Annotated in this window: 20 protein-coding genes; 7 read left to right on the top strand and 13 right to left on the bottom strand. The window is 65.6% G+C overall.

The features are described 5' to 3' along the window. Positions 1-309: 309 nt before the first annotated feature. Together ACYX4S_RS08500 and ACYX4S_RS08495 are read left to right on the top strand one after the other, a co-directional pair. Positions 310-1,881: a trimethylamine methyltransferase family protein gene (locus ACYX4S_RS08500; RefSeq protein WP_476362573.1), complete on the top strand. Its 1,572-nt coding sequence runs from the start codon at positions 310-312 to the stop codon at positions 1,879-1,881. Between the two features lie 94 nt (positions 1,882-1,975). Next, positions 1,976-4,411 carry a GcvT family protein gene (locus ACYX4S_RS08495; protein WP_476362572.1) on the top strand — a complete coding sequence of 812 codons (2,436 nt, stop codon included), beginning with the start codon at positions 1,976-1,978 and terminating at the stop codon, positions 4,409-4,411. A gap of 63 nt (positions 4,412-4,474) precedes the next feature. Here the strand turns inward: ACYX4S_RS08495 and ACYX4S_RS08490 are convergent, their stop codons facing one another. Continuing rightward, positions 4,475-5,377: a LysR family transcriptional regulator gene (locus tag ACYX4S_RS08490; protein ID WP_293724841.1), complete on the bottom strand. Its 903-nt coding sequence runs from the start codon at positions 5,375-5,377 to the stop codon at positions 4,475-4,477. Positions 5,378-5,599: 222 nt separating this feature from the next. Between ACYX4S_RS08490 and ACYX4S_RS08485 the strand changes: the two genes are divergently transcribed. Continuing rightward, positions 5,600-5,803, top strand: a complete 204-nt coding sequence (locus ACYX4S_RS08485) for a hypothetical protein (RefSeq protein WP_293724839.1) — start codon at positions 5,600-5,602, stop codon at positions 5,801-5,803. 147 nt (positions 5,804-5,950) lie between these two features. Here the strand turns inward: ACYX4S_RS08485 and xylA are convergent, their stop codons facing one another. The 3 genes from xylA to arfB all read right to left on the bottom strand — a co-directional run bounded on the left by xylA (position 5,951) and on the right by arfB (position 9,338). Further along, entirely contained in the window at positions 5,951-7,258 is a 1,308-nt protein-coding gene (gene xylA, locus ACYX4S_RS08480) for a xylose isomerase (protein ID WP_476362571.1), read from the bottom strand. Next, positions 7,255-8,721 (bottom strand): xylulokinase, encoded by a 1,467-nt coding sequence (gene xylB, locus ACYX4S_RS08475; protein ID WP_476362570.1) that lies wholly within the window; start codon positions 8,719-8,721, stop codon positions 7,255-7,257. Before xylB ends, xylA begins: the two co-directional genes overlap by 4 nt. A gap of 179 nt (positions 8,722-8,900) precedes the next feature. After that, on the bottom strand, positions 8,901-9,338 hold the full coding sequence (gene arfB / locus ACYX4S_RS08470) for an alternative ribosome rescue aminoacyl-tRNA hydrolase ArfB (RefSeq protein WP_476362569.1): 438 nt from the start codon (positions 9,336-9,338) through the stop codon (positions 8,901-8,903). A 142-nt stretch (positions 9,339-9,480) separates the two neighbouring features. Between arfB and mazG the strand changes: the two genes are divergently transcribed. Next, positions 9,481-10,317 (top strand): nucleoside triphosphate pyrophosphohydrolase, encoded by an 837-nt coding sequence (gene mazG, locus ACYX4S_RS08465; RefSeq protein WP_476362568.1) that lies wholly within the window; start codon positions 9,481-9,483, stop codon positions 10,315-10,317. 25 nt (positions 10,318-10,342) lie between these two features. Here the strand turns inward: mazG and hflX are convergent, their stop codons facing one another. The 9 genes from hflX to dusB form a co-directional block, all read right to left on the bottom strand. After that, positions 10,343-11,737: a GTPase HflX gene (hflX, locus tag ACYX4S_RS08460; protein WP_476362567.1), complete on the bottom strand. Its 1,395-nt coding sequence runs from the start codon at positions 11,735-11,737 to the stop codon at positions 10,343-10,345. Further along, complete coding sequence (hfq, locus tag ACYX4S_RS08455; protein WP_293724829.1) at positions 11,738-11,992, bottom strand: RNA chaperone Hfq; 255 nt, start codon at positions 11,990-11,992, stop codon at positions 11,738-11,740. Positions 11,993-12,297: 305 nt separating this feature from the next. Continuing rightward, positions 12,298-13,161, bottom strand: coding sequence for a D-amino-acid transaminase (locus tag ACYX4S_RS08450; protein WP_476362566.1), 864 nt, complete (start codon positions 13,159-13,161; stop codon positions 12,298-12,300). Between the two features lie 98 nt (positions 13,162-13,259). Further along, positions 13,260-14,636, bottom strand: coding sequence for a Trk system potassium transporter TrkA (trkA, locus tag ACYX4S_RS08445; RefSeq protein WP_422068788.1), 1,377 nt, complete (start codon positions 14,634-14,636; stop codon positions 13,260-13,262). 115 nt (positions 14,637-14,751) lie between these two features. After that, entirely contained in the window at positions 14,752-16,119 is a 1,368-nt protein-coding gene (gene ntrX, locus ACYX4S_RS08440) for a nitrogen assimilation response regulator NtrX (RefSeq protein ID WP_476362565.1), read from the bottom strand. Beyond that, a complete protein-coding gene (locus ACYX4S_RS08435) occupies positions 16,109-18,313 on the bottom strand; it encodes a sensor histidine kinase NtrY-like (RefSeq protein ID WP_476362564.1) in 2,205 nt (734 codons plus the stop codon). The genes ntrX and ACYX4S_RS08435 overlap by 11 nt, the downstream gene beginning before the upstream one ends. A 333-nt stretch (positions 18,314-18,646) precedes the next feature. After that, the gene (ntrC, locus tag ACYX4S_RS08430) at positions 18,647-20,083 is read right to left on the bottom strand and encodes a nitrogen regulation protein NR(I) (RefSeq protein ID WP_293724819.1); all 1,437 of its coding nucleotides are present in this window, start codon (positions 20,081-20,083) and stop codon (positions 18,647-18,649) included. A gap of 19 nt (positions 20,084-20,102) precedes the next feature. Next, a complete protein-coding gene (locus ACYX4S_RS08425) occupies positions 20,103-21,242 on the bottom strand; it encodes a two-component system sensor histidine kinase NtrB (protein ID WP_293724817.1) in 1,140 nt (379 codons plus the stop codon). Then, on the bottom strand, positions 21,239-22,276 hold the full coding sequence (gene dusB / locus ACYX4S_RS08420; RefSeq protein WP_476362841.1) for a tRNA dihydrouridine synthase DusB: 1,038 nt from the start codon (positions 22,274-22,276) through the stop codon (positions 21,239-21,241). The genes ACYX4S_RS08425 and dusB overlap by 4 nt, the downstream gene beginning before the upstream one ends. Before the next feature lie 259 nt (positions 22,277-22,535). Here dusB and ACYX4S_RS08415 point away from each other — a divergent pair, with 259 nt between their 5' ends. The 3 genes from ACYX4S_RS08415 to ACYX4S_RS08405 all read left to right on the top strand — a co-directional run bounded on the left by ACYX4S_RS08415 (position 22,536) and on the right by ACYX4S_RS08405 (position 24,861). After that, a complete protein-coding gene (locus tag ACYX4S_RS08415) occupies positions 22,536-23,816 on the top strand; it encodes a bifunctional 2-C-methyl-D-erythritol 4-phosphate cytidylyltransferase/2-C-methyl-D-erythritol 2,4-cyclodiphosphate synthase (protein ID WP_476362563.1) in 1,281 nt (426 codons plus the stop codon). Next, positions 23,813-24,313: a CinA family protein gene (locus ACYX4S_RS08410; protein WP_476362562.1), complete on the top strand. Its 501-nt coding sequence runs from the start codon at positions 23,813-23,815 to the stop codon at positions 24,311-24,313. The genes ACYX4S_RS08415 and ACYX4S_RS08410 overlap by 4 nt, the downstream gene beginning before the upstream one ends. Before the next feature lie 92 nt (positions 24,314-24,405). Further along, positions 24,406-24,861, top strand: a complete 456-nt coding sequence (locus tag ACYX4S_RS08405; protein ID WP_476362561.1) for a hypothetical protein — start codon at positions 24,406-24,408, stop codon at positions 24,859-24,861. Positions 24,862-24,878: the final 17 nt, after the last annotated feature.

The following is a 24,878-nucleotide window of genomic DNA, read 5'->3' as shown; positions in this document are numbered from 1 at the left end:
TGTTGTTCCAGCCGCCCGAAAGCGGACCGCGCGGAAAGCAGATTAACATGCATGACAGGGCTCTTGGCAAAACCTGCGAGCGCTTTTTTCGACTTTCCCTCAGATCACACGTCGCACCCGCGCTATCGCGTGTCGTTTTGTGGATATCGCCGCACCAGGAGACACGACGCTACGATCGACTTCACCGGCGGGATCTTCTGACCGGGAACCTTGCGAAACCCGCGCTCAACGTTGCGTTGCGCAAGCCGTCTCGCGATAAACGCTACGCCGGGAAACAAGTTCTTGGCGAACGGGGGAGTATTGCCTTCGATGACCGGAACGGCAGACCAGGATGGCGCCCCCTCACCCGCCACCTCCAGGGGACGACGCGGGCGCCGTGGCGCCTCCCGCTCCCACGCACTCGAACAACGCCCCTTCCGCCAGCGCCGCAATCCCTACGCTCCGACCGAGGCCGTCACGCCCGATCAGCTCGAGGCAATCCACGAGGCCTCGCTCGAGGTGCTGGAGACCATCGGAATAGACTTCATCAACGACGAGGCGCTTGCCATTCTCAAGGCGGCCGGCGCCGATGTGGTCGCCGGCTCGAAGCGGGTGCGCCTTGACCGGTCCCTCGTCATGGACGCTCTCGCCTCCGCCCCGTCACAGTTCACGCTTCATGCGCGCAATCCGGCACACAACCTGCACTTCGGGGATGACAGTGTCGTGTGGAGCGGTGTCGCAAGCGCTCCGAACTGTACCGACGCCTCTCGCGGTCGCCGCCCGGGGTCCCAGGAGGATTTCCGGGACTTCGTGAAACTGAGCCAGGTCTTCAACGTGATCGACCTGAACGGCGGCTATCCGGTCGAACCGGTGGACCTGCACGCCTCCGTTCGTCACCTCGATTGCATCCACGACTTCGCGACCATGACGGACAAGGCGTTCCACATCTATTCGCTGGGGCGGGAGCGCAATCTCGATGGAATGGAGATTGCCCGCATCGCCCACGGTCTCGACGAGGCCACCTTCGCGCGAACGCCCTGCACGATTTCGATCATCAATTCATCGTCCCCCCTGCGCCTCGATACGCCCATGCTTCAGGGCATCATCGAGATGGCGCGGCGCGGCCAGCCGATCGTCCTGACTCCCTTCACGCTGGCCGGGGCCATGGCGCCGGTGACCGTTGCCGGCGCGCTCGTGCAGCAGAACGCGGAGGCGCTTGCCGGCCTCGCCTTCGCCCAGATGGTCGCGCCCGGCGCGCCGGTGGTCTACGGCGGCTTCACCTCGAACGTGGACATGAAGTCCGGCGCTCCCGCCTTCGGCACCCCGGAAGGCATGAAGGCGGCGCTCGTCGGCGGCCAGCTCGCCCGTCGCTATCGGCTGCCCTATCGCTCATCCGCCGTATGCGCCGCCAATTCACCGGACGCGCAAGGCGCCTGGGAGACGGTCTTCTCCCTCTGGGGCGCACTCATGGGCGGGGCGAATTACGTGAAGCACGCCGCCGGCTGGCTGGAAGGAGGACTGACGGCCAGCTTCGAGAAGTTCGTGATGGACGTCGACCTGCTGCAGATGCTCGACGCCTTCATGGAGCCGCTCGACACGTCGCCGGAGGCGCTGGCGGTGGATGCGATCCGTGACGTCGGTCCTGGGGGCCACTTCTTCGGTACCGCGCACACCCAGGCCCGCTACAAGACCGCGTTCTATGCTCCGCTCATCTCGGACTGGCGCAACTTCGAAAGCTGGACCGAGGCCGGCAGCCCGAACGCCTTCGACAAGGCGCAAGGTGTTCTGGCGCAGGCCCTCGGCGAGTACGAGACCCCGCCCATGGATCCCGCCATCGCCGAGGAACTGGCCGACTTCGTTGCCCGCCGAAAAGCCGAAGGCGGCGCTCCAACCGATTTCTGACCCCGCGCGATCCAGCCCGTTTGCGGATGCAAGGCGGCCGTGAAACGGTCATCCTGCAGGCGGTGGACAAATACGAGACGAAAGGGACCGGCATATGAAAACGCAGGCACGGGTGGTCGTCATCGGAGGCGGCGTCGTCGGATGCAGCGTGCTCTACCACCTGACGAAGCGCGGATGGTCCGACGTCCTGCTCATCGAACGCTCCGAGCTCACATCCGGCTCCACCTGGCACGCCGCCGGCGGCTTTCACACCCTCAACGGAGACCCCAACGTCGCCAGACTGCAGGCGTATACGGTCTCGCTCTACAAGGAGATCGAGGAGATTTCCGGCCAGTCCTGCGGGCTGCATCTGACGGGTGGTCTCCAGCTTGCCGATACGCCAGAGCGCCTCGACTGGCTCAAGATGGCCCACGCGCGCGGCCGCTATCTCGGCATGGAGACAGAGATCATCTCGGCCGCGGAGGCGAAGGAGATGCTGCCGCTCATCGACGAGCGCCATTTCGTCGGCGCCATGTGGGATCCGATCGAGGGGCATCTCGACCCCTCCGGCACGACACACGCCTACGCCAGGGCGGCACGCAAGGCCGGCGCGGAGATCTCGCTGAGAAACCGCGTGACCGAACTGAACCAGCGTTCCGACGGAACATGGGAAGTCGTCACAGAGCAGGGAACGGTTCTTGCCGAACACGTGGTGAACGCGGGCGGCCTGTGGGCGCGCGAGGTCGGACGCATGGTCGGCTTGGAGCTGCCTGTGCTCGCTATGGAACACCATTACCTGCTGACCGAAGACATGCCGGAAATCGCCGAAATCGTTGCCTCGACCGGAAAGGAGATGGTCCACGCCATCGATTTCTCGGGCGAGATCTACACCCGCCAGGAGCGCGGCGGGATGCTGCTTGGCACCTATGAGCGCGCCGCGACGCCCTGGAGCCCGCGCGAAACGCCCTGGGACTTCGGACAGGAGCTTCTGGAGCCGGATCTCGAGCGCATCGCGCCCTCGCTTGAGGTCGGCTTCGAGCATTTCCCGGCACTCAAGCACACCGGCATCAAGCAGTTCATCAATGGCCCCTTCACCTTTGCGCCTGACGGGAACCCCCTCGTCGGGCCGGTACGCGGTCTCACCAACTTCTGGTGCGCCTGTGCGGTGATGGCCGGCTTCAGCCAGGGCGGCGGCGTCGGCCTGGCGTTGTCCAACTGGATGGTCGACGGCGATCCGGGCTTCGACGTGTGGGGCATGGACGTGGCCCGCTTCGGCCCCTGGGCAACGCGGGCCTATACAAACGCCAAGGTGCGCGAGAACTACTCCCGCCGCTTCCGCATCCGCTATCCCAACGAGGAACTGCCCGCCGCGCGGCCGCACCAGACGACGCCGCTTCATGACCGTTTGGTCGCTCAAGGCGCGGTCATGGGCGTGACATGGGGGTTGGAGACCCCGCTGTGGTTCGCACCGCAAGGCGTCGAGCCCCGCGACATCGTCTCCTTCCGCAGGTCAAACGACTTCGAGCATGTCGGCGCGGAGTGCCGGGCCGTGCGCGAGGCCGTCGGGATCACGGAGATCGCGAATTTCGCGAAGTACGAGATCACCGGCCCCGGAGCCGAGGCTTTCTTGGACCGGCTGATGGCCAACCGACTGCCGAAGCAAGGCCGGATGGCGCTGACGCCAATGCTCAATCACGAGGGAAAGATAATCGGCGATTTCACCATTGCCAGAATGCATCCCGGGCGTTTCCTGATGTGGGGCTCGAGCCAGGCGGAGGTCTATCACATGCGCTGGTTCGACGCGCATCTGCCCGAAGACGGGTCGGTGACCATCCGGCCGATCAATCTGGGCTGGGTGGGCCTTTCGATTGCCGGACCAAAGGCACGCGACCTGCTCTCCATGGTCACGGACGAGGATGTCTCCAACGCGGCCTTTCCCTTCATGTCGAGCCGCGAGATGGATGTGGCCGCCGCGCCCTGCCAGGTCAGCCGGATCAGTTACACCGGCGACCTCGGCTACGAGATCTGGATGGCGCCGGAATACGAGATCCGCGTCTATGAGGCACTCAAGGCGGCCGGCGAGGATCTCGGCCTGAAGGATTTCGGAATGAGGGCCCTGCTCTGCCTGCGGCTGGAAAAGAACTTCGGAACGTGGTTCCGCGAGTTCCGCCCGATCTACGGCCCCTATGAGGCGGACCTCGGCCGCTTCGTGGCGCTGGACAAGGGAGACTTCATCGGTCGCGCGGCCGCACTTGCGGAACGCGACTGCGGCGGCGCCCTGCACCGCATCTGCATGAGCGTCGAGGCACGGGACGCCGACGTGATCGGCGATGAACCGATCTGGCATGACGGCAAGGTGGTCGGCTGGGTCACCTCGGGCGGCTATGGCCATCACGTCGGATTGTCGCTCGCGCAAGGCTATGTGCCCCGGGAAATCGCCGATGATCCTGCGCCCGGCGCCTTCGAGATCGAGATCATGGGCGTGAAGGTGAAGGCCACGCTTCTCACCCAGTCGCCCTTCGACCCGAAAGCCGAACGAATGCGCATGTGATGAGGTTACAAATAGGATTCAGAAAAATAAGCAACCATATGAACTGGAAAGATATATCACACTTCAATTAATAGCCTGAACCTTCAATTCGTCAAAGCAGGCGACCACATGGCTGGCAAAGGCATCGCTTGCCTTTCCGGCCTTCCCCGCCTCCTTGAGGATCAGGTGATAGTTGCCGATTTCCGGCAGCCCGTGTCGCTCGTCGAGGCGCTGCAGCGGTGCCGCGATCACGCTTGCAGGGAAAGGGGCGACGGCGAGATCCGCAAGAAGCGCGGCCTCCTGTCCCGCACTGTGGAAGCTCTGGTAGGCGATGCGGTAGGGGTGCTCGGCCTTGTCGAGGGCGATGCGCGCCGCCTTGCGCCACGGGCAGCCGGAAACCGAAAGCGCCAGCGGCAAGGGATCCCGCGAATAGGCAACGCCGTTCTCAAGCCCCGCCCAGGCGAGCGGCTCCGTGTAGACGATCTCCCCTCCGAGCGCGACGTCGCTGTCGGGACGCGCGGTGTAGAGAACGAGATCGAGCTGTCGCTCCTTGAGCTTCTTGAGAAGCTGCGGACTGCCATCGAGATGCACGTCCACGTTCACCCCCGGATGCGAACGCGCGAAACGGGTGAGGATGTTCGGCAGGAACCTGGTGCCGAAATCCGACGGCGCGCCGAAGCGCACTTCACCCTCGATCGCGGGCGAACGGAACAGCGCGACGGCCTCCTCGTTCAGCATCAGGATGCGGCGGGCATATCCGACCAGTGCCTCACCCTCCGGGGTCATGCGTACGCTGCGTCCCTCCCTTGCGAAAACCGCAACCCCGAGCAGTCCCTCCAGTTTCTTGATCTGCATGGAGACAGCCGAGGGAGTCCGTCCGATAACCTCGGCGGCCTTTGAAAAACTTGCAGTTTCCGCGATTACGAGGAAGGTCCTGTAGAGGTCCGTCTCGATCAGCGGCGTGCCCTTTCCCGGGACCAGATCCATGGTGAGGCGTCCTAGCGTCAGATTTCAATATTTTTGATGATAGGCATAAGCTCTTTTCGTTTGATTGACACCACGAATACGACCATATCGCGGTTATGACGATGCAACGGCGGACGAACCGCACCGAGCCCGTAAAACCAGAGCTCCCTAACTCCGTCGCGTGACCGGTTTTCCTTCGGTCACGGGCGGATCAACCGAGCCCGGAGACCAAGGAGTAAAGCCATGTCCTACCTGACCAAGGTTCTCGGCAACACCTTTGGTGTCGCCTCCCGCTTCACCGAGCTGCATGTTGCGGATTCCGATCCCCGTACCCTGTCGGATCTGGGCTTCAAGAGCAACGAGACGACCCGCGCGCGTTTCGCTGCCCTGCGTGTCGGCGAGCCCGGCGCGTCGGCCGCCGCCCGTCTGGGCGTGAACGGCCGCTGAGGATCAAGCCCGGTTGGGAAGCCGCACAATCGGTGTCCCGGACCAGGGGCGAGGTCTTCGGACGACGGTCATCGGACCGAAATACAGGAAGACCCCCGTCGGGCGCCCGGCGGGGGTCTTCGCATTTCAGGGCTTTGACTCTCGCGTTCAGAAGCGGCGGTTGAGCCTGTTCTCCAGCACCTCCTGCCGGCCCGAGACGGGCTCCGGCTCGATGCCATCGCGCTCGACACGCGCTGCGATCTCCTCCAGCGAGCGCTTGCCGGACAGCATCGCCTGCCCTTCTTCCGTGTCCCAGCCCGCATAGCGTTCGGCGAGAGGCGTGGAAAGGTCGCCCTTCTCCACCATCTCGGCCGCGACCAGAAGCGCGCGCGCGCAGGTGTCCATGCCGCCCACATGCGCCAGGATGAGGTCCGAGGCATCAAGTGACTGCCGGCGCAGCTTGGCGTCGAAGTTCAGCCCGCCGGTGGTGAACCCGCCAGCCTTCAGGATGTAGTAGAGCGCGAGCGCCACCTCCTGCACGTTCATCGGAAACTGGTCCGTGTCCCAGCCCGACTGGTAGTCGTTGCGGTTCATGTCGACGGAGCCGAAGATCCCGAGCGCGGTGGCAAGAGCGACCTCGTGCTCGAAGGAGTGGCCCGCCAGAACCGCATGGCCGACCTCGATGTTGACCTTCACCTCCTTCTCCAGCCCGTAGGCCTTCAGGAAGCCGAACACCGAGGCGACATCGTAGTCGTACTGGTGCTTGGTGGGTTCCTGCGGTTTGGGTTCGATCAGGATCGTGCCGTCGAAGCCGATCTTGTGCTTGTACTCCACCACCAGGTTGAGGAAGCGGCCAAGCTGGTCGAGTTCGCGCTTCATGTCGGTATTGAGCAGCGTCTCGTAGCCTTCGCGGCCGCCCCACAGGACGTAGTTCTGCCCGCCGAGGCGCTGTGTCACGTCCATCGCGGCCTTCACCTGGCCGGCGGCATAGGCGAACACGTCCGGATCCGGATTGGTGGCGGCGCCCGACATGTAGCGGCGGTGCGAGAAGAGATTCGCCGTGCCCCAGAGGAGTCTTGTCCTCGAGGTCTCCATCTTGCGCGCGAAGATGTCGCCGATCTCGTTGAGATTGCGAATGCTCTCCGCGAGATTGGCGCCTTCCGGCGCCGCGTCCCGGTCATGGAAACAGAAGAAGGACACGCCGAGACGGTCGAACATCTCGAAAGCGACATCCGCCTTCATTCGCGCACCGTCCATCGTGTCGCCGAACCAGGGGCGCTCGAAGGTCTGGCCGCCGAAGGGATCGCCGCCCGGCCAGCAGAAGGAGTGCCAGTAGGCCACGGCGAAGCGCAGATGGTCTTCCATGCGACGGCCCAGCACCATGCGCTCGGGATCGTACCAGCGGTAGGCGTAGTCGTTGTCGCTGTCCGGGCCCTCGTAGCGAACGGACGGAATGCCATCGAAAAAACCGGTCATGACAGGACCTCCTTGAGAGCGGGATAGAGCGCGCGATAGCGCTGATGGGCCGCGCGCCATTCCTCGGCGCGGGACGGATCCAGATCTATGCTCGCGGACATCTCCGGCGGCGTGAACAGGCCCGTCTCCCCCGAACCGAGGGCTGCCGCCTTGCCGAGCCGGGCAGCACCATAGGCGGCACCGAAGTCCCCCTGGGCCGGGCAGTCTATGGTGGCTCCGAGCAGGTTCGCGAGGATCTGCAACCAGGCCCGCGACCGTGCCCCGCCGCCGACGGCGGTCACCCGCGAGACCTCGCTGCCGGCCTCCTTGAGCACATCGAGGCAATCGCGGAAGGCAAAGGCCACGCCCTCGAGAACGGCGAGCGAAAGGTCCGCCCGGCCGTTCGCGCGCGCGATTCCGGCAAAGCCGCCGCGTGCGGCGGGATCGTTGTGCGGGGTTCGCTCGCCGGACAGATACGGCAGGAAAACGAGATCGGAGGGGCGACCGCCGCGTTCGTCGTGGGCGCGGGCGCCCTCCTGCTCGAGCGTCGCCACGTCCGCGCCCGTGATCTCGGACAACCAGTTAAGGCTGTCCGTCGCGGACAGGATCACACCCATCTGGTGCCAGATGCCAGGCAGCGCGTGACAGAAGGCATGAACGGCGCCGGCGGTGTTCGGGCGATAGCGGTCCGTCGCCACGAAGAGCACGCCGGAGGTTCCCAGCGACAGGAACGCCTCGCCGGGCCGGACCGCGCCGATGCCACAGGCACTCGCGGCATTGTCGCCACCGCCGCCAGCCACCACCGGCGCCACGGAAAATCCCCAACGCGTCACGAGGTCGGAACGCAGGCGGCCGGACGAGTCGGTGCCCTCCACCAGCCGCGGCATCGCCTCGCGCGTGAGGCCCGTCGCCTCCAGGAGTTCGTCGGACCAATCGCGACGAGCGACATCCAGCCAGAGCGTGCCGGCCGCATCGGACATCTCGGACACAGCCTCCCCGGTGAGCTGAAGGCGCACATAGTCCTTCGGCAGCAGGACAAGGCGGGTCGCCGCGTAGACCTCCGGCTCGTGCCGGCGCACCCACTCAACCTTGGGTGCCGTGAAGCCCGGCATGGCCAGGTTGCCGGCGATGCCGTGAACATCGGCACGGCTCTCCAGGAGGGCGCACTCATCGCCCGATCGGCCGTCGTTCCACAAAATGGCGGGACGCAGCACCTTGTGGGCACCATCGAGCAGCGTCGCGCCATGCATCTGTCCGGAAAGGCCGATGCCGGCGACACCCGAAAGCTCCGCTGGATGGCTGTCCTTCAGCCGGTCCAGAGTGTCGCACACCGCCTGCCACCAGTCGGCCGGATCCTGTTCGGACCAGCCGGGTCGCGGGCGGCTCACGGACAGGACGCTCGAGGCGGTGGCCACGACCGCCCCGCTCCCGTCCATCAGGACGCTCTTCACGCCCGACGTGCCGATGTCGATGCCGAGAAACATGCAACCTCCCTGCCCGCTTCACGACGCGTGAACGCTATCGCCTTGCAGGCTTTCAACGGTCCCGGTGGGCCGGAATCCGATTTATTTTCGAAACCAAAATATACCAAGACACGGAGAATGAAAGAGGCATTCGCCCGCATGTCTCCCCGGCCTGCAAGCGAGCACCACGCCCGCCGCGCTCAGTCGAAAACGCGTCCGCGCATCTTCTTGACGTCGCCGCGCTGCTTCTTGGCGGCCAGCCGGCGCTCCTTGGAGCCCTTCGTCGGCCGTGTGGCCTTGCGCGGCTTTGGGCGCTCGAACGCTCTCCGCACGAGGTCGAGAAGGCGCTCGAGCGCGTCCTCGCGATTGCGCTCCTGGGTGCGGAAACGATCGGCCTGGATCAGGATCTCGCCGGCAAGGGTAAGGCGGCTTCCCGCCAGTCGCGCGAGACGGGACTTCACATCCTGCGGCAATGTCGTGTTGGCAGAGAGATGAAAGCGGAGCTGGACCGCCGTCGCGACCTTGTTGACGTTCTGCCCGCCGGGTCCCGATGCACGCACGAAGCTCTCGGACAGATCCTGCGCGGGAATGAAGATCCCCGGCTTCACCTCGATGTCGTCCTGCCGTCTTGCGTCCATTTCCCTCACCGCGTCACATGCTCTCCCCGGATAGCGCCTCCCGGGCGGCGACCGCAAGTCCTGTGCCGCCCTTGGTTGCAGGGTCCGCCGGTGCTATCAGGAACCACGTCCCCTCCCGCCGACCACACCAGAGGCTTCCGCCGTGACACCATCCAGCGACATTCGCCGCCTCATCGAGATCATGGAAGCGCTCAGGACACCCGTCACGGGGTGCCCCTGGGACGTGGAACAGACCTTCGAGACCATCGCGCCCTACACCATCGAGGAGGCCTATGAGGTCGCCGACGCGATCCACACCGGCGACCGCTTGGACCTCAAGGAAGAGCTCGGGGACCTGCTGCTTCAGGTCGTCTACCACGCGCGCATGGCGGAAGAAGAACAAAGCTTCGCCTTCGGCGACGTGGTCGAGGCGATCACAACAAAGATGATCCGCCGCCATCCCCACGTCTTCGGCGACGAGGCGGCGCGCTCGGCCGGAATGGCCAAGGGCATGTGGGAGCGGATCAAGCAGGAAGAGAAACGCGAGAAGGCCGAGGCGCGCGCAAGCGCCGGCATAGCCGAACGCGAGACGGGCTACCTTGACGACGTTCCGGCTGTCTTCCCGGCTCTCACGGAAGCGGAAAAGCTCCAGCGCCGCGCAGCAAGGGTCGGCTTCGACTGGGCGGAAGCGGGGCCGGTTCTGGACAAGATCCGCGAGGAGACGGACGAACTGGCGGAGGAGCTTTCGGCGCCCGCCCCCGATCGCGAGAGGATCGCGGGCGAGATAGGTGACATGATCTTCGCCATAGCCAATCTCGCACGACACCTCGACATCGATCCCGAAGAGGCGCTCAAGCGCACGAACCGCAAGTTCCGCAAGCGCTTCGCGGCCATCGAGGCGGAAGCGCGCGGCCAGGACCGCCCGCTCGACGACCTCTCGCTGGAGGAAATGGAAGCCGCCTGGCAACGGGCCAAGAAAGCGCCCCTCGCCGCCGACTGAAAAGGCGCGCCCAAGCGGTTGCCCGTCAGGGGACGATCACGTCCTTGTAGCGTTCCACGAACTGATCGCGATGACGCTCGCCGACGCGCACGCTCATGCGCACCTCAGTGTCCTCGTCGTGGCGTTCCATCACATCCGTATGCGGATAGAGCCAGGCGATGCGTTCGCCATCGCTCGCCGGCAGCACCACCTCGTAGACGAGGCTGCCGGCGGAAAGCTCCATCTCGATGCGCTCGAGAAGCGCCTCCATCCCCTCGCCCGTATGGGCCGAGACCGCGACCGGACCGGTGCCGGAGGCATTCTGGCCAAGAAGCGTCGTGCGGTAGTCCTCGGGCAGCAGGTCGATCTTGTTCCAGACCTCGATGAGCCGCGCCTCGCGGTCCTCCTCCAGGCCGAGCGCATCGAGCGTGGTGGCGACGTCCGAGGCCTGCGCGTCCGTGTCCTCGTGCGAAATGTCGCGCACATGCAGGATGAGGTTCGCCTCCATCACCTCTTCCAGCGTGGCGCGGAAGGCGGCGATGAGATGCGTCGGCAGGTCGGAGATGAAGCCCACCGTGTCGGACAGGATGATTTCGCGTCCATGCGGAAGCTCGACCCGGCGAAGCGTGGGGTCGAGCGTCGCGAAAAGCAGATCTCGGGCGAAGACCTTCGAGCTGGTCAGCCGGTTGAAGAGCGTCGATTTTCCGGCGTTGGTGTAGCCGACGAGCGCAACGATGGGCTGGGGAACCTTCTTGCGCTTGGCGCGATGCAGCTCTCGCGTTCGCGTGACCTGTTCGAGATCCTTCTCGAGCCGGTTGATACGCTCCTGGATCAGCCGGCGGTCGGCCTCGATCTGGGTCTCACCGGGTCCGCCGACGAAACCGAGGCCGCCACGCTGACGCTCAAGGTGGGTCCAGGACCGCACGAGGCGGCTCTTCTGCCATTTGAGATGGGCGAGTTCCACCTGCAGGCGACCTTCGGCCGTGGAGGCCCGCTCGCCGAAGATCTCCAGGATGAGACCGGTCCGGTCGAGCACCTTGCAGTGGAGGTCCTTCTCGAGGTTTCGTTGCTGGATTGGCGACAGCGGATGATCGACGATCACCAGTTCGATCTCTTCCGCCTTCACCAGCGCGGCGAGTTCCTCGACCTTGCCGGACCCCAGCAATGTTCCCGGGCGCGGGGTCGCGACATTGACGATGCCCGATGAAACGATCTTCAGATCGATCGCGGCCGCGAGGCCGATGGCCTCTTCCAGACGCGCGGCGTTGCTGCGCGCGGCAGCGTCCCCCGCCTCGGCGCGGTATCGCGCTCCGAGCACCGGCACCACGACAGCCGTGCGCGCGCCCTGCGCGCCATCCGGCCCGTCGAACGGGTCATCGGGCCGGTCTTCCGGACGCGGCCCGGGCTTTCGGTTCTTCTTCGTACCGTCCTGCGAGCGCAATCAGTCTGCCTTCTCACCAGCCTCGTCGGTGGGGTCGAACAACTGAACAGGCGCATTCGGCATCACGGTGGAGATCGCATGCTTGTAAACGAGCTGCGAGTGTCCGTCCCGGCGCAGCAACACACAGAAGTTGTCGAACCACGTCACCACGCCCTGCAGCTTGACACCATTGATGAGGAAAATCGTCAGCGGGGTCTTCTGCTTGCGAACGTGATTGAGAAAGGTATCCTGAAGGTTTTGAGCGCGGTCAGCCATGTTTTATTATATCCTGCTAGTGCTTAGTCTTTTTTGGTGCACGCACACCGTCGTTTCAAATCCGATTGTGGATGCAACGTCCACGAGGAAATGGCCGACGTCAAGAGCGCGGGGGGACGCGTCCACCAGCCGGTCGCGACTCTAGCGCATTCGGGACAGCATTTCTGCCCGTTTCTTGAGCGCGCGGCCTGCGGAGGAAATATCACCGCTCCCGAAAATCAGCCGTCACGACGCCTCATGGCGACGCTCGTTCGAAGGCCGGGCACCGGCGGAGCGCCACGGCTCCGCCCTGCTCCCGTCGCCGGTCAGACCGGCTCGGACTCGGCCATTTCGTGAAAGCCGGCTCTCAGATCACGCGACATTTCGCCCGGATGCCCGTTGCCGACCGGCTTGCCGTCGAGGCTCACGACCGGCATCACCAGGGTGGAGGCCGCCGTGATGAACGCCTCCTTGGCCTCCTTGGCTTCCTCTAGCGTGAAGGGACGTTCCTCGAAGGCGAGACCCTTCTTCTCGACCATGTCGAGCACGACCTGGCGCGTGATGCCCTTGAGGATGCCGTGATCGGCCGGGCGCGTGACGAGCACATTGTCCTTCGTTACGATCCAGGCATTGGTCGAACCGCCCTCGGTAACGAAGCCGTCGCGGTCGATGAACCAGGCTTCCTTGGCGCCGGCTTCTTTGGCCTTCTGCTTGGCGAGCACGTTCGGCAGCAGGCCGACCGTCTTGATGTCGACCCGGTCCCAGCGGTTTTCCGGAACCGAGATGACGCCGACACCGGCCTCTGCCGCCTTCTCGGCGACTTCCGGGCGTGCCGAGCGGGCGGTGACGACAAGCGCCGGCGGCGTGTCAGCCGAGGGGAACACGTGGTCGCGCCGTGCGACGCCGCGCGTCACCTGGATGTAGACCAGCCCGTCATGGACCAGATTGCGCCGCACGACCTCGCGCAGGATCATCTCCAGCGCGGCGCGTCCCATCGGCATGCGGATCGACAGCTCGCTCAAGGAGCGCTCGAGGCGGTCGAGGTGGCGACGCGCATCGACGATACGCCCGCTCCAGATCTCGCAGACCTCATAAACGCCATCGGCGAACTGATAGCCCCTGTCCTCGATATGGACCGCGGCTTCGGCATGGCGGACATAGCGTCCGTTCACATAGGCTACTCGGCTCATTTCCCTCTCCGGTTTCCCCGGTTGCGTGATGTCGGCGGCAAGACGGACGGGAGTGGTCCGCGGGCTGCCCCGGCATCTTTCGATAAGCTTGATCCCGCTCAGAAGAATTCCAGGCTGACGCGGAACATCTGTTCCACCTGGCGCACCCGCTCGGCGATGGCAAACAGGACGCATCGGTCATGGGCGCGAATGATCGTGCCGCCGTTCGGCGTGATCACCGCGCCGTCGCGGAAGATCGCGCCGACCCGGATCCCGTCCGGAAGGTCGATGTCGCGCAGCGGCTTGCCCACCAACGGCGAGGTTTCCAGGGCTTCCGCCTCGATCACCTCGGCCGCGCCGTTCTGCAGGGCGTGAACGCCTCGGATGCGGCCGCGCCGCACGTGCTGGAGGATCTTCGAGATGGTCACCTGGCGCGGATTGACGAAGGCGTCGATCCCCAGCGCATGGGTGAAGGCGGGGTAGCTTGGATTGTTGATCAGCGAGAGATTGCGCTTGCAGCCGAGCTTCTTGGCCATGACGCAGGAGAGGATGTTCACCTCATCCTCGTTGGTGACCGCGATCAGCGTGTCCGCGTCCTGGATATCCGCCTCGAGCAGGATCGTCTGGTCGAGCGCGCTGCCGTGAAGGATCACGGACCGCTTGAGGGAATCCGCGATGCCGAGCGCGCGCTCGCGCGAATGCTCGATGATCTTGACCTTGGCCGTGGCCTGACGCTGCTCCAGCATTCGCGCCACATAGTGGCCGATGTTGCCACCACCGGCGATCACCACCCGGTTCGCCTCCGGCTCCTCGTGGCCGAAGATCGCCAGCGTGCGCCGCACGTTGTCGCGCCGCGCGACCACATAGACCAGGTCGTTTTCCAGAAGCGAATCCGAGCTCTTGGGAACGAAGAGATGATTGCCCCGGAAGACGCCCGTCACCACCGCGCCGAGATCGGGGAACAGCTCCGTGAGCTGGCGCAGCGGCGTGTTCACCACCGGACAGTCCTCGCGGCACATGACGCCGACGACCACCACATTGTCGTCGGCGAAGCGCACGGTCTCCACCGCACCGGGCAGCGCCAGGCGACGCAGCACCATCTCGCCCACCTCGATCTCGGGCGAGATGATCACGTCGATGGGCATGTGGTCGCGGGAGAAGAGATCGCTCCAGTGCGACTTCAGGTAGCTTTGCGCACGCACGCGCGCCACCTTGGTCGGAACGTTGAACAGCGAATGGGCCACCTGGCAGGCGACCATGTTGACCTCGTCATAGAGGGTCACGGCGATCAGCATGTCCGCCTGGTCGGCACCCGCCTGGGCAAGCACGTCCGGATGCGCGCCATGGCCGACGAAGCCGCGCACGTCGAGCGTGTCGCGGATGGCGTTGATAAGCCGGGGCGAGGAATCGATCACGGAAACGTCGTTCTGCTCCGCCGCCAGCTTCTCGGCGATGCCATAGCCGACCTGCCCGGCTCCGCAAATCACCACTCTCATGAGATGCCTCGTTCTCGTTCGGCCCCGGCCGGTCTAAGACCCGACACGGGCGGACCGCAATCGCCCCGGGCGATCGCGAGGGAAGAAACCGGAACGCCCAGGTCCCGGCGAAGGGTCATGACAGACCGAGCGACTTGAGCTTGCGGTGAAGGGCCGAGCGCTCCATGCCGACGAACTCCGCCGTGCGCGAGACATTGCCGCCGAACCGCTTGATCTGCGCCTGCAGATAGTCGCGCTCGAACAGCTCGCGCGCATCCCGAAGGGGGAGCCCCATCAGATGCTCGCCGCCGCCGTTTGTCGGCAGGCTCGGCGCGTCGGCGCCGATTTCGCCCGGAAGCAGGTCCGCCGTGATGACGGCCTCGGGGTCGCCGCGGGTCAGGATCATGAGCCGCTCCACGTTGTTGCGCAACTGACGCACGTTGCCGGGCCAGTCATGCGCCTGCAGCACCGCCATCGCGTCATCGCCGATCTTGCGGATCGGCAGGCCCGAGGCAACCGAGATCTGCTCCATGAAGAACTGGACGAGCAGCGGTATGTCGTCGCGCCTCTCCGCAAGCGGCGGCACCAGCAGCGGGACCACGCCAAGCCGGTGGAACAGGTCCTCGCGGAACCTGTGCTCGGTGATTTCCTGTTCCAGGTTGCGTGCGCTCGAGGACAGGATGCGGATGTCCACGTTGACCTTGCCGGCGCCACCGACGCGCACGAACGTCTGGTCGACGAGCACGCGCAGGATCTTGCCCTGGGTCTCGTAGGGCATGTCGGCGACTTCGTCGATATAGAGGGTGCCGCCGTGGGCCTCCTCCATCGCGCCGACCTTGCGCACACGGCCGTCCTCGTCCTCGACGCCGAAGAGTTCCTCTTCCATGCGTTCGGGCGTGATGGTCGCGGCATTGATCACCACGAACGGATTTCGCGCGCGCTGGGACTGGGCATGGAGCGTGCGCGCGGCAAGCTCCTTGCCCGCGCCCGACGGGCCGGTGATGAGCACGCGGCTGTTGGTCGGGGCCACCCGCTCGATCACGTTGCGGAGCTGGTTGATGGCGCTGCTGTCTCCGAGCAGGTCCGGCGCGTCGCCGCTGCGCTGGCGAAGCTGCTTGATTTCGCGCTTGAGGGAGCTTGCTTCCAGCGCGCGTTCGGTGATGAGCACCAGCCGGTCGGCCTTGAACGGCTTTTCGATGTAGTCGTAGGCCCCGCGCTTGATCGCGGAAACAGCGGTCTCGATGTTGCCGTGGCCGGAGATGATGACGACCGGCAGGTCGGGGTCGTGTTCCTTGATCACGTCGAGAAGTCCGAGCCCGTCGAGGCGGCTGCCCTGGAGCCAGATGTCGAGGACGACCAGCGAGGGCCTGCGTTCCTGGATCGCCGCGAGCGCCGCGTCGCTGTCACCGGCGGTGCGCGTCCGATAGCCCTCGTCGTCGAGAATGCCGGCGATCAGGTCGCGGATGTCCGCCTCGTCATCGACAATCAGAATATCATACGCCATCTGTCGCAACCGTTTGTGTGGGCGCGGACGACTCGTCCGCGCTGGTGTCCGCGGCCCCGCGCCCGGTGCTCATGGTCAATCGCACCATGGCTCCCCTGCCGCCGCCCGTTGTGTCCGATGCCCCTGCCATGGGCGCATCGAGAAGCTCGATACCGCCACCGTGGTCTTCCATGATCTTCTTGACGATGGCGAGGCCGAGCCCCGTCCCCTTCTCGCGCGTCGTCATGTACGGCTCGAGCAACCGCTGACGGTTCTCGACCGGAAGACCGATACCATTGTCCACCACCTCGATGGTGACCATGTCGCCCTCCTGGGAAAGCGTGACCCCTATGGCGCCCTCCTCCGCCTCGCCCTCGGGAAGCGCGGTGACGGATTCGGTCGCGTTCTTGATGACATTCGTCAGGGCCTGCCCCACAAGCCGCTGATCGAAGCACGCGGTGACCGGCGTTTCCGGCACGTCGGTGGTGATCGAGAGATCGGGGTTGGCGACGCTTTGCAGGAAGGCCGCCTCACGCACCGTCGTGCGCAGGTCCGCCTCGCTCATGGTGGGCTTCGGCATCCTGGCGAAGGAGGAGAACTCGTCCACCATGCTGCCGATGTCGCCCACCTGCCGGATGATCGTGTCGATGCACTGGTCGAAGACCGTGCGGTCCTCGGTGAGGTTCTTGCCGTAGCGCCGTCGGATGCGCTCGGCGGAAAGCTGGATCGGCGTCAGCGGGTTCTTGATCTCATGGGCGATGCGGCGGGCGACGTCGGCCCATGCGGAAGTCCGCTGCGCGGTCACGAGGTCGGTGATGTCATCGAGTGTCACCACGAACCCGTGCTCGCTGCGCGTCGACTGTTCGCTCGTCACGCGCACGTTGACGGAGCGCTCGCGCCCGTGACGATGCAGCGACACCTGCCGCTCGCTCATGCGGCTGTCATCGCGCGACAGCGCTTCGTCCACCACCTCGGCGAGCTCCGGGGCCACCTGCGCCAGGGGCTCGTCCAGAAGCGCGCTCTCGCTCATGTCGAGCAGCGCCAGCGCCTCGCGATTGACCAGCGAGATGCGTCCCGTGTCGTCGATGCCGATGACGCCGGCGGTCACGCCGGACAGCACGGCTTCCGTGAACCTCCGGCGGCGGTCGATCTGGTCGTTTGCCGCCAGGAGCGCATCGCGTTGCCCGCGAAGCTGGGCGGTCATGTTGTTGAACGTCGAGCCCAGGTTGGCGAGATCGCCGGCCGACTTGTCGGTTTCCACCTGGACGTAGAGATTGCCCTTCGACACCTGATCCGCCGCGCCTATGAGCCGGCGGATCGGCGACACCAGCATGTTGGCGAAGCCGAATCCTATCCAGATGGACGACAGCAGCAGCACCAGCGTGACGCCCGTGTAGACGAGCGCGAAGGCGACCTGCACGCCGAAGCGGCTCTGGTCCATGCGCGTGTACTGGTTCGCCCCGTCCTCGGCGAGACGCATGTAGTCCACCACCCGCTTGTCCATGGCGCGGGTGACATAGAGATACATGTCGTCATAGGCGTTCAGCTTCATGACGCCGCCGACGAGATTGGAAACGCCCGGCGCGATGAGCACCGGCTCGCCCTTGTCCGCCTGCGCGAAGGCCTCATTGGGCGGCAGCAGGACATCCGCGTCCGGGTTGGTCACGACGCGGGTGATGACCGTGCCGTCCTTCGACATGAGGAACGCCGCAAGCAGCGCGCGCAGCGACGTCTGGGTCTGGAAGAAACTGTCGAAGCGGGTCGGCTCGAACTCGTAGATCGACTTCGCCCGGTCGATGTCGTTCGCCATGGCGATCAGGTCGCCGCGCAGCACGCGGGCATGCTCCTGCAGGTAGGCCTGGGCGACGGTCAGCGCATTGTCGATGATGAGCCGCGTCCGGTCCTCGAACCAGCGGTCGAGGCCTCGGTCGAGCGTGATCGTCGCCAGGATCGCGACCAGAACCGCCGGCACGGCCGCAACCACGCTGAACAACGTGACGATGCGCACATGCAGTCGGGCGGCGGCACGGCCCCTTCGTCTCGCCTGAAGCAGCGAATTGAATTCCAGGGCGATCAGAACGACGAGCAGGAAAACCAGCACGCCATTGGTCACCATGGCGATCTGCGCCACCGGCCCGTCGGGCGCAATGGCCGTCAGGCCGGTCAGGACGAAGAAGGTAAGCGTGATCGAGATCAGCGAAACGATGACCAGCACGAGCCCGATGCGTCGTGCCCGGAGGCCGGATCTGCCTCGTCCGGTATCGGAGGACCTGTCACTCGTCTTGTCTGCTAGCACAGCGCGGCAACCGTCTCGAGAAGCCGGACCGTCATGTCGGCCCGTGCGGGATTCTTGTCAGTTCTTGCAGTCCTTGCGTCCCGTCGCCCGCCCGCAGGCGGATCGTCACGCGCAGACCGTCGATGCAGCGACGATGCGGCACCCTTATCACACATTGTTGCCAAATTACGACAGGCATGGACGGATGACAAACGGCAAGGAGCCCGACGCGAGACGCGACGGGCCCGACTGGCGGGTTTCCGCCAGTCGTACTTATCGCGTCTGCCGGATCACCTGAACGTCGAGGTCGCGGATCTTCTTGCGCAGCGTGTTGCGATTCACGCCAAGCAGTTCCGCGGCCTTGATCTGGTTGCCCCGCGTCGCGGCGAGAGCGGCTCCGATCAGCGGGTATTCCACCTCCCGCAGAATGCGGTGGTAGAGCCCGGGAGGCGGCAGCGCATCGCCGAACGCCTGGAAGTAATTGTGGAGATAGCGCTCCACCGAGGCGGACAGGTCGACCTTGCTGGTGTCCTCCTCGTCCACCTGGGCCACTGGCTGGCTCAGTTCGGCGTCGATCAGCGCCGAGGAGATCACGTCCTGCGGATAGAGCGCGGAGAGCCGGCGCACGAGATTCTCGAGCTCGCGCACATTGCCCGGCCAGCGGTAGCGACGCAGGCGGTCGATGGCGGCCGACTCGATCTGCTTGCCCGGCAGGCCCTCCTTTTCCGCCAGGGCGAAGAAGTGGCGCACGAGGTCGGGAATGTCCTCCGTGCGCTCGCGCAGCGGCGGGAGGCGGATCGGCACCACGTTCAGCCGATAGTAGAGATCCTCGCGAAACAGCCCCTGATTGATGAGTTGGCGCAGGTCCTTGTTGGTTGCCGCCACGATGCGCACGTCGGTGCGAATCGGCACGCGTCCGCCCACCGTCGTATACTCGCCCTGCTGCAGCACGCGCAGAAGCCGTGTCTGTGCCTCCATCGGCATGTCGCCGATTTCGTCGAGAAACAGGGTTCCGCCATCCGCCTGCTCGAAACGGCCCGCCGAGCGGGCCTGCGCGCCGGTGAAGGCGCCCTTCTCGTGGCCGAAGAGCTCCGCCTCGATGAGGTCGCGCGGGATGGCGGCCATGTTGATCGCAACGAATGGGCCGTTCCGGCGCTTGCCGTAGTCGTGCAGCGCCCGGGCGACGAGTTCCTTGCCGGTACCCGACTCGCCGTTGATCATGACCGAGAGGTCGGTCTGCATGAGCCGCGCGAGAACACGGTAGATCTCCTGCATGGCCGGCGAGCGCCCGATAAGGGGAATGTTCTCGCCCCCTTCCTGCTCGCTCTCGACGCGCTGGCGCTTGGGTTCCGAAAGCGCCCGGCCGACGATGGCCGTCAGTTCCTTCAGGTCGAACGGCTTGGGCAGATATTCGTAGGCCCCCTTCTCGGAGGCCCGGATCGCCGTCATGAACGTGTTTTGCGCGCTCATGACGATGACCGGCAGGTCGGGGCGCATCTTCTTGATGCGCGGCAGGACGTCGAAGGCGTTTTCGTCCGGCATCATCACGTCGGTGATGACGAGGTCGCCATCGCCGGAAGAGACCCAGCGCCACAGCGTCGTGGCGTTGGAGGTGAGGCGCACGGTGTAGCCTGCGCGCGAAAGCGCCTGGTTCAGAACCGTGCGGATGGCGGCGTCGTCATCGGCAACAAGAATCGTCCCGGTGGGCATGGGTAGCGGTTTCCCGGTCTCAGGTGTCGTCGTGCTCGGAATAGGCTGGCATCAGGATGCGGAAGGAGGTTCGGCCGGCCTGGCTGTCGCATTCGATGACGCCGCCATGGTCGCCGATGATCTTGGCCACCAGCGCAAGTCCCAGTCCCGAGCCGTTGGACTTGGTGGTGACGAAGGGATCGAAGAGATGCGGCAACAGGTCCTCGGGCACGCCGGGGCCGTTGTCGCGAACGCAGAATTCGAGCGGCAGGCTCACCTTCTCGGATGACCCCGGCACGGAAAGGCGAATGCCCGGCCGATACGCGGTGGTGAGCGTGATCTCGCCGCCCTGCTGGTCGGACACCGCCTCGCAGGCATTCTTCACCAGATTGAGAAACACCTGCACGAGCTGGTCGCGGTTGGCGTAGACCAGCGGCAGTGACGGGTCGTAATCGACGCTGATGGGCGTGTTGCGCGCAAAACCCGATTGCGCGAGCCGCTGCACGTGGTCCAGCACCACGTGGATGTTCACCGGCTCGCGTTCCACGGGGCGCTCGTCGGAGAAGACCTCCATGCGGTCAACAAGTTTCACGATCCGGTCGGTCTCGTCCATGATGAGCCGGGTGAGCGGGCGGTCCTCCTCGGCGGCGGAGCCCTCCAGAAGCTGAGCCGCGCCGCGAATGCCCGACAGCGGGTTCTTGATCTCGTGGGCCAGCATGTGGGCGAGACCGGAAACCGTCCGCGCCGCGCCGCGCGAGGTGAGCTGACGGTCGATCTTTTCCGCCATGCCGCGCTCCTGCAGCATGAGGACAACAGCGCCCGGCCGGTCAGCGACGGGGGCCGCGATGATGTCGACGATCTTCTCCGCGCCGATGCGCGGGGAACTGATGTCGACCTTGTATTCATTGACGGGGGCGCCACGCTCCCGCACCTGCTGGACAAGCAGCAGAAGGGGGCTCCCGAAGGGCACGAAATGGGAGACCGGATGGCGCCGCATCACCGGCGCGCTGGCCCGGAAGAAGCTTTCCGCAGCCATGTTCGCTTCCGCGATGCACCCCTTGTCGTCGACCAGAATGACGGGATGGGGCAGTGCGTCGAGCACCTGTGTGGTGGCTCCGCCACTTGCCCCCTCGCCTGTCTGCGTGTCCCGCACGCCCTCTGTCCCGACCGTGTCGCTCATGCCGCCTCCCCGACGCTTGTTACGGTTTCGCCCGCGCCGGAGAACCACTGCGACAGCCCGGCAATCACGGCCCCGGCATCCCGGGATGTGAGAAGCGCCTTCCGCATGTCGGCGGGCATGGGCTCCGCTCCGTCCTCGGTCGCCGCATCCAGCGACCAGGCAATATGCTTGCGCGCCAGAAGCAGGCCGCGCGCGGATCCATAGTGTTCGAGCATCATTTCGACGTGCTCGCAGACGATGTCGCCAAGCGCAGCTCCACGGGGCGTCGCCATGACCTCGCGCCCGGCAAGGGCCGCGCCGATCTGTCCGACGAGCCACGGTCGACCGTAGGCCGCCCGTCCGATCATCACCGCGTCCGCGCCCGAGCGCGCCATCATCTCGCGCGCGTCATCCGCTCCCGCGCAGTCGCCATTGGCGACCAGCGGAATCGTCAGCCGCTCGCGCACGGCGGCGATGGCATCCCAGTCCGCGCGCCCCTTGTAGAACTGGCAACGCGTGCGTCCGTGCACCGTGACCATGGACACGCCCGCCGCCTGCGCCCGCTCGGCGAGCTCCGGCGCATTCAGGCTGCGCTCGTCCCAGCCGAGCCGCATTTTCAGCGTCACCGGAACGCGCGATGCCTCCAGCGTCGCGTCTATCAGCGTCAGCGCGTGATCGAGGTCGCGCATCAGCGCCGAGCCCGAGTACCCCGTCGTCACGCGCTTGGCGGGGCATCCCATGTTGATGTCGATGATGTCGGCGCCGGCGTCGACCGCGATGCGGGCCCCCTCCGCCATCCAGTGCGCCTCGCGCCCGGCAAGCTGGACCACATGCGGAGCACCATCGATTCCCTCGCTGCGCAAGTGCGTGTCGGGATCGCCCTCGGCAAGCTGCTCGCAGGCCACCATCTCCGAAACGACGAGGCCCGCGCCGAAGCGATGTGCAAGCCGGCGGAAGGGAACATTCGTGACCCCGGACATGGGAGCAAGGAACGCACGGTTCGGGACCGCGACGGTCCCGATCACGCTCGCCCTGCCTGCCTCGCCCTGGTTCATTTTGCTCATCTGGTGTGCATTTCCTGATTTGCCTAGATAATAGTCAAAGGCGCATTTGTCGCAAGGGCGAAATTATCGCCTTGCACTTAGCTCTTGTGGACGCGGGAGGAAACCGACAAAACCCGCAGATGGACATCGTGCCGCCATCGGGGAGATCTTCGTGTGCGGAAGGCTTTGACGATTCCGTTTTCCGCGCGCCCCCAGCGGGCATTCGACCGCGCCGCAGGCGCCAAGGACACAGAACACCGACCGACACCTCATGGCCGCCGACCGACCGACCGTTCCCCCATCCCAGGATGGCCCGCAGCCTGAGGGCAACGCGTTTCTCGTCGTCGCGGCCGGCCGCGGATCGCGTGTCGGCGGAGATGGTGCGCCAAAGCAGTATCGCCCGCTCGCGGGGCGCACCGTTTTGCGGCGCACCCTGGAAGCGATCGACCGGTGCCCGGGCATCGACCGTGTCATGGTCGTTATTCATCCCGATGACGAAGCCCTCTATCACGATGCGATCGCCGGTCTCACGCCGTCCTACGCGCTTCTGCCCCCGGCTCATGGCGGAGAGACGCGACAACGCTCGGTTCTGCTTGGCCTTCGCGCGCTCGCGGTCACGGCTCCGCGTCACGTGCTCGTGCATGACGCCGCCCGGCCTTTCCTGACACCGGCCATCGTCGCGGCGGCCCTCGAGACGCTCGGCCAGGGCCAGCGCGCCGTCCTTGCCGCCCTGCCCGTCTCGGACACGCTCAAGAAGGCCGACGAGACCGGCGCCAATGTGGCAACGACGGTGGATCGTGCCGGGCTCTATGGCGCGCAGACCCCCCAGAGCTTCGACTTCGCGTCCATCCTCTCCGCGCATGAGGCCGCCGCCGCCTCGGGAGTCGCCGAGCTGACCGACGATGCCTCGGTCGCCCAGTGGGCCGGCCTGACGGTCGCCCTCGTGCCGGGAGATCCGGCCAACATCAAGATCACCACGGGAGAGGACCTGATGCAGGCCGATGAACGCCTCAGGATGCTCGAGGCCCTCGCGAGCCTCGGCGACATCCGCACCGCCACCGCCTATGACGTTCACGCCTTCGAGCCGGGCGATCATGTCATGCTCGGCGGCATTCGCATCGACCACGATCACGCCCTCAAGGGACATTCGGATGCCGATGTCGTGCTGCACGCGCTCACCGACGCGGTGCTCGCGACGATCTGCGACGGCGACATCGGTCATCATTTTCCGCCGGGCGAGGCGGAGTGGCACAAGGCCACATCCGACCGGTTCCTGCGCTTTGCCGTGGAGCGCGTCGCGGAGCGGGGCGGACGCATCCGGCACCTGGACGCCACCATCGTGTGTGAGCATCCCAAGATCGGACCGCACCGCGAGACCATGCGCGCGTCCATCGCGCGGATCGCCGGGCTTCCGCTCGACCGCGTGTCCGTGAAGGCGACGACGTCGGAGAAGCTAGGCTTCACCGGCCGGGGGGAAGGCATCGCGGCCCTTGCAACGGCCACGGTCGCGCTGCCACTGTCACTGGAAGATACCGACCCGGAGGCCTCATGACCGATCTCGCCCCCCTCTTCGATCCGGCCGCACGGGTGATCGAGCGCGCGAGCGGGTTCGGCCTGAAGATCGCGACCGCCGAATCCTGCACCGGCGGGCTCATCGCCGCGCTCCTGACCGAGGTCCCGGGCTCCTCGGCGGTGGTTGATCGGGGCTTCGTCACCTATTCGAACGAGGCCAAGACCGAGATGATCGGCGTTCCGGCCGAACTGATCGAAGCGCACGGCGCGGTCAGCCGCGAGGTTGCGCTGGCCATGGTCGAGGGCGCGCTTGCCGCATCGCGGGCCGATCTGGCCGTCGCCGTCACAGGGGTCGCGGGGCCAGGCGGCGGCTCGCGGGAAAAGCCCGTCGGCCTGGTGCACTTCGGCTTTGCGCGCCGTGGTGGCGAGGTACATCATCTCGAGGAGCGCTTCGACCCTGAGCTTGGAAGAAGCGGCATCAGGCTTGCGACCGTAGCCATTGCTTTCGCTGGTCTTTCAAATTTGATGGATCGCTAAAGGCCGGGATTCACCGCAAGAAAGGGTTGTCCTGCAGAAGGATTGATCTTTTCGAGGGAACCGCCGATGATACCTTCGAAGGGGTATTCGTAATGCGTTTCCTTGTTGCCGCGCTTGTCTTCGCAACCGCCTTGCCGGCCGCCGCTTCGGCCGAGGAGATGTATGTCATCTCGCGCAAGTCGGACGGACGGTTTCACGCAAGTCATCGCCTCTACGACAGCACGGGTGCCAACCTGCACGAGGTGATCCTCTGCGGTCGCCCCTACTTCGTGCGCACCGCGACCGTTGCCTGGATGAGCTACGAGGCCGACGAGGGCCGCTCCGTCCAGCTCGAGTACAATGTGGGCAAGGGCTGGGTCGAGGTGTGCCGCGATCCGGCGGAGCAGGTCACGCTCGCCGACATCGGCATCAAGGACAAGAAGGACTACGAGGTGATGCGCGCGAGCGACATGGCGCTCAACCGCGCCGAGCGGTTCAAGCACATCAGCAAGGCGTTTTCCGGCTACAAGAATTCCGGCAAGACGTCATCGTCCTACCACGCGCGCTGAGCGTCACGCCCGCGCGT

The organism is Stappia sp. ABD4_338 (assembly GCF_056312175.1).
Note: the sequence above shows the minus strand (reverse complement) of the source record. Positions and strands in the feature narration are given on the sequence as shown.

What these genes read in the sequence shown, in the direction of transcription:
- ACYX4S_RS08500 (WP_476362573.1), top strand. Translation starts at nt 310, where the DNA reads ATGACCGGAACGGCAGACCAGGATGGCGCCCCCTCACCCGCCACCTCC.
- ACYX4S_RS08495 (WP_476362572.1), top strand. Translation starts at nt 1,976, where the DNA reads ATGAAAACGCAGGCACGGGTGGTCGTCATCGGAGGCGGCGTCGTCGGA.
- ACYX4S_RS08490 (WP_293724841.1), bottom strand. Translation starts at nt 5,377, where the DNA reads ATGGATCTGGTCCCGGGAAAGGGCACGCCGCTGATCGAGACGGACCTC.
- ACYX4S_RS08485 (WP_293724839.1), top strand. Translation starts at nt 5,600, where the DNA reads ATGTCCTACCTGACCAAGGTTCTCGGCAACACCTTTGGTGTCGCCTCC.
- xylA (WP_476362571.1), bottom strand. Translation starts at nt 7,258, where the DNA reads ATGACCGGTTTTTTCGATGGCATTCCGTCCGTTCGCTACGAGGGCCCG.
- xylB (WP_476362570.1), bottom strand. Translation starts at nt 8,721, where the DNA reads ATGTTTCTCGGCATCGACATCGGCACGTCGGGCGTGAAGAGCGTCCTG.
- arfB (WP_476362569.1), bottom strand. Translation starts at nt 9,338, where the DNA reads ATGGACGCAAGACGGCAGGACGACATCGAGGTGAAGCCGGGGATCTTC.
- hfq (WP_293724829.1), bottom strand. Translation starts at nt 11,992, where the DNA reads ATGGCTGACCGCGCTCAAAACCTTCAGGATACCTTTCTCAATCACGTT.
- ACYX4S_RS08450 (WP_476362566.1), bottom strand. Translation starts at nt 13,161, where the DNA reads ATGAGCCGAGTAGCCTATGTGAACGGACGCTATGTCCGCCATGCCGAA.
- trkA (WP_422068788.1), bottom strand. Translation starts at nt 14,636, where the DNA reads ATGAGAGTGGTGATTTGCGGAGCCGGGCAGGTCGGCTATGGCATCGCC.
- ntrX (WP_476362565.1), bottom strand. Translation starts at nt 16,119, where the DNA reads ATGGCGTATGATATTCTGATTGTCGATGACGAGGCGGACATCCGCGAC.
- ntrC (WP_293724819.1), bottom strand. Translation starts at nt 20,083, where the DNA reads ATGCCCACCGGGACGATTCTTGTTGCCGATGACGACGCCGCCATCCGC.
- ACYX4S_RS08425 (WP_293724817.1), bottom strand. Translation starts at nt 21,242, where the DNA reads ATGAGCGACACGGTCGGGACAGAGGGCGTGCGGGACACGCAGACAGGC.
- dusB (WP_476362841.1), bottom strand. Translation starts at nt 22,276, where the DNA reads ATGAACCAGGGCGAGGCAGGCAGGGCGAGCGTGATCGGGACCGTCGCG.
- ACYX4S_RS08415 (WP_476362563.1), top strand. Translation starts at nt 22,536, where the DNA reads ATGGCCGCCGACCGACCGACCGTTCCCCCATCCCAGGATGGCCCGCAG.
- ACYX4S_RS08410 (WP_476362562.1), top strand. Translation starts at nt 23,813, where the DNA reads ATGACCGATCTCGCCCCCCTCTTCGATCCGGCCGCACGGGTGATCGAG.
- ACYX4S_RS08405 (WP_476362561.1), top strand. Translation starts at nt 24,406, where the DNA reads ATGCGTTTCCTTGTTGCCGCGCTTGTCTTCGCAACCGCCTTGCCGGCC.